At 54.8% G+C, this 7,408-nt stretch carries 2 protein-coding genes and 1 pseudogene; all 3 read right to left on the bottom strand.

Annotation, left to right across the window (positions count from 1 at the left end):
• Nucleotides 1-3,856 (bottom strand): Rib/alpha-like domain-containing protein (locus MHY08_RS11460; protein WP_239236766.1); only part of this gene is annotated, 3,856 nt, incomplete at its 3' end.
• 413 nt (nucleotides 3,857-4,269) lie between these two features.
• Nucleotides 4,270-5,267 (bottom strand): annotated as a pseudogene (locus MHY08_RS11465) (hypothetical protein); the annotation flags it as partial.
• Nucleotides 5,268-5,732: 465 nt separating this feature from the next.
• Nucleotides 5,733-7,408, bottom strand: a 1,676-nt coding sequence (locus tag MHY08_RS11470; RefSeq protein ID WP_239236769.1) for a putative Ig domain-containing protein, incomplete at its 5' end; no start/stop codon positions are given.

Consider the following 7,408-nt stretch of genomic DNA (forward strand, 5'->3'; position numbering starts at 1 on the left):
CAGTAATCTTGTCACCTTCCTTCAGGTCAACACCAGGCTTAGCAGTCCACTTGCCGTCATCACCGACAGTCACAGTGGTCTTACCCTTTTCATTACCATCCTTGTCAACGATGGTGACCTCAACCTCAGAGCCAGGCTTACCCTCGCCAGAGATCTCCTTGTCACCCTCAGTGACATCATCGATGGAAGGCTTCTGCTCCTGACCATCAGTCTTGCCTGGGTCATTTGGATCGAGCGGGTCGGTGCCACCCTTGACCTCGTCACCGTCATTGATGCCGTCGCCGTCGGTGTCTGGATTATTCGGATCAGTGCCGATTTCGATCTCGGTGCGGTCAGACAGGCCGTCACCATCGGTATCCGGGTTGGTCGGATCGGTGTTACCAGGAGCGCCGTCCTCGTCGAACTTGTTGTCCTTTTCCGGGTTCTTGGAACCGTCGACCTCTTCCTTATCGGTCAGGCCGTCACCATCGGTATCCGGCTTCAGCGGATTGGTGCCTTTTTCCTTCTCTTCACCGTCAGTCAGGCCGTCACCATCGGTGTCCGGGTTCTTCGGATCCGTACCGACCTTGACCTCGTCACCATCGTTGACGCCGTCACCATCGGTGTCAGGATTCTTCGGTTCGGTACCGTGCTCCTTTTCCTCACCATCGGTCAGGCCGTCACCATCGGTATCCGGGTTGTTCGGATCAGTACCGTCCTTCTCTTCCTGGACATCCGGGACACCGTCACCATCGGTGTCAGTGTCATCACCCGGGAAGGAATTCGGATCCTTCGGATCCTTATCGTTCTTGATCTCTTCGCCGTCGTTGTGACCATCGCCGTCGGTGTCCGGGTTATTCGGGTCGGTCCCGATCTCGGTTTCGGTGCCATCGGTCAGGCCGTCACCATCGGTATCCGGGTTGTTCGGATCGGTGTTACCAGGAGCGCCGTCCTCGTCGAACTTGTTGTCCTTTTCCGGGTTCTTGGAACCGTCGACCTCTTCCTTATCGGTCAGGCCGTCACCATCGGTATCCGGCTTGGTCGGATCCGTACCGATCTCCTTTTCCTCACCGTCAGTCAGGCCATCACCATCGGTGTCAGGATTCTTCGGATCAGTAGGAGCAGGATTACCGTTCTCATCCTCGCGATTTACTTCATCGCCGTCGGTAATTCCATCACCATCGGTGTCAGGATTCTTCGGTTCGGTACCGTGCTCCTTTTCCTCACCATCGGTCAGGCCATCACCATCGGTGTCCTTCTTCTTCGGATCGGTACCATCCTCCTTCTCCTGCTCATCAGACACGCCGTCACCATCACTATCAGTGATTATTGAAGTAACAATGGTGAGTTTGAACTTATCCGAATCTTCCTGGCCATCCTTAGACGCCTTCACCTCAACATCGTGGGAAGTCAGCTCAGCATCAGCAGGAACCTCACCCTCAATAACGTTGGTCTTCGGGATGTACTTCAGGAAGCCCGGCAAACCGGTTACCGAAACCTCAGAGCCCTCAGTGGACTTAACCGGGATAGACACCGTCTCGCCAAGCTGAACCTTGGTATCCGGGATAGCGTCCACATTGATCTTGTCGGATTCAGTGATTACGACCTTAGCCTTTGGCGTATCGACCGACTCATCCGGGTAGGTGACCTTCACCGGAATTTCGATGACGTCACCTGGTTGGGCATCCTTCGGCGCCTCGAACTTAATGGAGCCATCCTCGTTTACGGTCACTCCATCGGGAGCGCCTTCTCCCTTTTCGAACGTCGTTCCTTCGGGAGCAGTGGTTTCTTTACCATCATTATCGGTAAAGGTCGGCTTCTTGATGTCCACCGACTGGCCAGGCTTAACAGCCGTCTCCTTATAAGCGGGATCGATCTGACCGTTGGTCTTTTCCGGGTCAGCTACCTTAACCGTCGCCTCAATCGTCTCACGAGAACCGTCTGGATAAGTCACAAGAACCGGCACGGTATAGTCACCGGTCTTGGCATCTGCCGGTGGTTCTACGTCGATCGAACCATCCTCATTGACGGTAATCCACTCCGGGAAGTCGACCTTATTACCTTCTGGGTCAGTGACTTGGCCTACCTTCTCAAAAGTGGTGCCCTCTGGAAGATCTTCATCTCTATCCTCCGGCGGAGCAACAGTCCTCTTCTCACCGATCGGAGCCGTCGTGTCTTCGTAAACTGGCTCGAAATCGCCGTTGTTTCGAGCGCGTTCGACTGCAGTAAAAGAGTCCTGAGCGACTACTACGTCATATGCGTTCACAAGCTGCGCTACGTAAGTTCCCGGGTTATTGAAGGACTTCGGCGGAAGCGAGCAATTCTCAGCATCAGCCAGCGTACCAACAGGGCAGTCCGTGCCAATCTGCTCGCCGTCCGGACCGATCCAACGGATCTTGTTATCACCAGAGAACGGCAACTCGCCCGTCAACTTGATTTTCGCCGGCTCAAGGTTATTGATGCCTTCTGGAAGGTCTGCCGGATTGAGGTAGGAATCGTAATTCCAGATATCCAAATGTGCGATATCGGCCTGCACCTCAGCGAAGTTGATGTTGTACCAACGGTGCTTGGCGTGACTCGGGATACCGACATCACCACCCCAGTTCGGGTTCTCACCCGAATTAGCGTTTACCTTCTGGAAGACGGGCGTCGGGAAGCCACTGAAGGAGTTCAGGACCTTGCCGTCGTTCTCCGCCCAGATGTAGGTGTAATTCTTGATGCGGTCGCCGATATCCTCACCCATACGGATGGTGTAGCGGCCTTCCGCATCGGTTTCGGCACCGACGGTCTTGAGGATCGGCTCCTTGCCGTTCGCGCGCATGTTTTCGATCATGGCCTTGGTGGCGGCCGCCTGCTCGCGGTACGGCTTATCGGCGATTGCTAGTCTGTCGTATTCCGCGATGCCTTCGTCAGAGAGAACAGAAGCATAGACCTTCGCACCCTCGATCGGCTGATCGCCATCCCACTCGTACAGAGGACCGGTCTCGTTACGGTCCGGACCACCTTCCGCGTCGGACCAGACACGACCGAAGTAGGAATAACGCGGTACATCCGCGCCAAGGCCAGGCTTGTGCCAGCCTTCCTCGTCCATGGAGAATTCCGGGCTCACCATGTACGACTTCTCGTCAACGCTCGGCGCACGCTCCTCCAAGAACACACCCGTGCGCTGCATGTTGGTGTCCCTAAGGTGGAACGCACCGTTTCTGGTTTCCGCAGTGACGGCAGCTACCCAAGCGCCTGGGACGCCGCCACCAGCCTGGCGAACGTACCCCAGGTCGTTGCCGGTTTCCTCATTCTTCAGCGGCGAATCGACCCAAAGGCGGTATTGCTGCCCGCGCGCAGCGCGGAAGATGTGCGGCTTACCGTTAGCATCGACGAAGGAGTACTCGCCGTCCGGGGCCTTGCTGTCCGGGTGGGAAAGCACATTGCCATCCTCATCCTTCGCACGAAGATCGAAAACGTACGTACCGGCATCGCCGCCAAGCTGGTGGGACTTCGTGGTGTAGATCGGGGAAATCGTGCCGTCAACATCCTTGAACTGCATGTACACCGTGGCGTCATTGATACCCATGGTTCCATCGAGGGAACTCGACGCACTGGTTTCTTTCAGGCCGACGGAACCAGACAGCGTTGCGAAAGCGTTCGTCATATCGATTATCTTCGTGACATAACCGTTCGCGATGCCATCCGCTTCGATAATCTTGGTCGGATCCGTAACCGGAGTAGCAGCAACCGTGCCGGAGGTCTGAGCCTGCGCGGCTGCTGCAGACTGTGGGGCGACAACTGGATGAACAAACGGCGCCACAAGTGCGACCGAAAGCGCAGCAGCAGCGATCGTGGTACCACGACGGCGAGCAGCGCGATTAAAACTCTTCATTTCCATGAAAAGGCCTTCCTTATGAAAAATTAGGGAACACAGAGAACAGGAGTATGACCTCACTCTTTGCCTGGGCGTATGAACAACTGACTTTTAGCTGAATCCGAACTGTTCTCAAGCTGTAATATTATTGAAATTAGCTGAACAATACAACCGATACCATTATTTAACTTTATTTTTATAAATGGTTAACATGGTATATATGTCGCGAGGTTGGAAGATTTACCTAGTCAGTGGCCCTTTGGATTTTTGGCTACCTTAAGCTGGTGATAAATCAGCTAAATATTTTTCTTGGAAATCAATACACTTCCTCTTAGCTATCGGCGATTTTTGCGCATGAAAAAAGCGTGTCTGGGGGTCCAGACACGCTTCTTTTCGTGCAGCACTTACGGCGTTGCTGCCCTCGCTTCTACCTAGAAGGTGAAGTCCTCATCCAGCGGGACGGAAGCACCAGTGAACTCACCAAAGCCGTCATCGCCGTAGATGGAATCGCCATAAGTCGGAATCGAGTATGCAGCGTTGCGCGCAGCCTCGGTCGGCTTAACGGAGATATTGCGGTAACGGGAAATACCGGTACCAGCCGGGATCAACTTACCAATGATGACGTTCTCCTTGAGACCGATGAGCTTATCGGAGCGCTTATTAATAGCGGCGTCGGTAAGCACGCGAGTGGTCTCCTGGAACGATGCAGCAGACAACCAGGACTCAGTAGCCAAGGAAGCCTTAGTAATACCCATAATCTCCGAACGCAGCTGAGCCGGCTCCCCGCCCTCTGCGACCTGGGCAGCGTTGAGCTGCTTAGCCTCAGAGAGGTCGATAAGGTTACCCGGCAGCAGGTCCGTGGTACCGGCATCGATGACGGTGCCGCGGCGCAGCATCTGGCGGATGATGATCTCAATGTGCTTATCGTGGATAGCCACATCCTGCGTACGGTACACAGGCGGTTCTTCGGGTTACGAGCCTCGAAGAGCTCCTGAACACGCGGCAGACCGCCGGTAATATCGCCACCGACACCACCCTGGTGGAACGTACGCATGGTCAGCTGGGTACCCGGCTCACCAATGGACTGTGCAGCCACGATGCCGACGGCCTCGGCCACGATCTCGCCGATTGGAACGCGAACACCCTGGCGGGTGCCACAGTCCTCTTCGCGAACGATGACGTCCTAGGTCACGTCCACCAGACGACGGGTGAGGTAGCCGGAATCAGCGGTACGCAGCGCAGTATCGGCCAGACCCTTACGGGAACCGTGGGAGTTATTGAAGTACTCCAGCACGGACAGGCCTTCACGGAAGGAGGTCTTAATCGGACGGGTGATGTAATCACCGTGCGAGTTCACAACCATGCCCTTCATACCGGCCAGCGTCCAGATCTGACGCATGTTACCGGCCGCACCAGACTTCACAATCAAAAGACTGTGTTAATACTAGCAAGCAGCATCGCTTCCTCTCCCCCTCCGGCTATCCAATGCGCAACTTACAACTCCCTTGGAGCCACAGGGCCAAGAAACTATTCCTCCGATCATTCAGCAAACCATACTATGGCAAGATCCGGGCTACCCCCTACACAGCTAACCCAGTCATTCCTAAAACCAACCGAGCAACTATCTACTTCCGCAAAGTACTGAGAAAAACTCCCCCAGGACACGAAGCTCTCAATAAATGTACCGTTTCAAAGAACGTAGCGGTTCAGCTAGTTTGTCTGCTCGAAAGCACCAAACGTTTAGCTAGCAAAACACAAAGAATGGCCGTTAGCACCAGCGATCCTAAAGGATTCAACTGGGCCAACGGCCATTCCCGTTCCCTAGAAGGTTGGGAAGATTACGCCCTTCCCATAGCGCACAGGTGCAGGACCTTAAGCAGCCCCACTCCCACGATTACTTGGAGGAGCTAGAGGAACCAGCGCCTGGAGCACAGGAGTTGATAAGCAATCCCAGCGCAAGTGCGCCAGCTGCAGCAAGAGCAACTCCGCCACCAATGCGGCCAGCCTCCGGGCTAACCTTCTTCAGCATCAGGTTAACCTGGTTAGCCTGCTTTGCAAGCGGGCCATTGTAGATACCCAGCTGCTTCTGCAGTGCAACATTCTGCTGACCCAACTGACGGTTAATACCATCAATCTGAGCAGAGACCTGCTTTACCAGCGGGGAGAAGCCCGGGATATTCATCTGCGAAGCCAGACCAATTGGCAGCAGGAACAGCAGCGGCAAGCCAACGCCGGCAGCAGCCGGTGCACAGCGCTTCCAATCAACATTGGAAGAACCAGACGGGATGCTGGAGCCGCCAGGCACGTTGGAAGAACCGCCCTGGTTGCCCGGCTCTTCGTCCTTAACGCCAACCTCAATCTCAGTCTTGCCGCCGTCAAGGTCTTCGTCCTCGATGACTACGGTAATCGGACCTTCGACATCCTCACCCGGAGTAACAACGACGTTGCCGTTGTCATCAATCTTGGCAGGAACATCCTTGCCATTCTTATCCGTGGCAGAAACCTTCGTACCCTCATCCGGGTTGGTCACCTTGATGCCGGTGTTCTGGTCTTCACCCGAAGGCTTGACGTCCTTTACTCCGGACTTATCGACGGAGGTTGCACCCTGGTCATCACCAGGCTTGGCTTCCGGCTTGGAATTTGCATCCTTCGGATCGGTACCCGCCTCAGCTTCTTCTGCATCGGTAGCACCATCATTGTCATCATCAGTGTCGGTGACATCCGGCTGACCATCACCATCGGTATCACGCTGAACCGTAACAGTCTTGGTGCCCTGAGCAACTTCCTTGCCATCCTTATCGGTGACAGAAACAGTTACCTCAACATCGCGCTCTTCCTCATCCTTACCCCAGTCAGAAATCTCGGCTGGAGTACCGGCGACCTCACCAGTGGATTCATCAACGCTCAAACCATCCGGCAAGCCATCAACAACAACCTTGCCACCCTCAGGAATGTTCTTAGCAACCTCGAACGGCTTAGCCTCCTGACCCTCAACAACGGTCTCAGTGTCAGACACTACAGAAGGTTCATCAGTCGGAGCAGGCTTGGAATCAGCATCCTTCGGATCGGTACCTGCCTCAGCTTCCTCTGCATCGGTAGCACCATCATTGTCATCATCAGTGTCGGTGACATCCGGCTGACCATCACCATCGGTATCACGCTGAACCGTAACAGTCTTGGTGCCCTGAGCAACTTCCTTGCCATCCTTATCGGTGACAGAAACAGTTACCTCAACATCGCGCTCTTCCTCATCCTTACCCCAGTCAGAAATCTCGGCTGGAGTACCGGCGACCTCACCAGTGGATTCATCAACGCTCAAACCATCCGGCAAGCCATCAACAACAACCTTGCCACCCTCAGGAATGTTCTTAGCAACCTCGAACGGCTTAGCCTCCTGACCCTCAACAACGGTCACAGCGTCAGGCACTACAGAAGCATTAGAGGTGTCTGGAACATCACTCTTCGGCTCGGTGATCTTCACATCAACCTCACCGACCTTGTCGCCATTCTTATCCTTGACAACAACCTTGCCATCCTGCGGTGCAGTACCCTCCGGCACCGTCACCTTAA

The sequence above is a fragment of the Corynebacterium sp. ACRPJ genome, from assembly GCF_022347345.1.
GTDB lineage: Bacteria > Actinomycetota > Actinomycetes > Mycobacteriales > Mycobacteriaceae > Corynebacterium > Corynebacterium tuberculostearicum_D.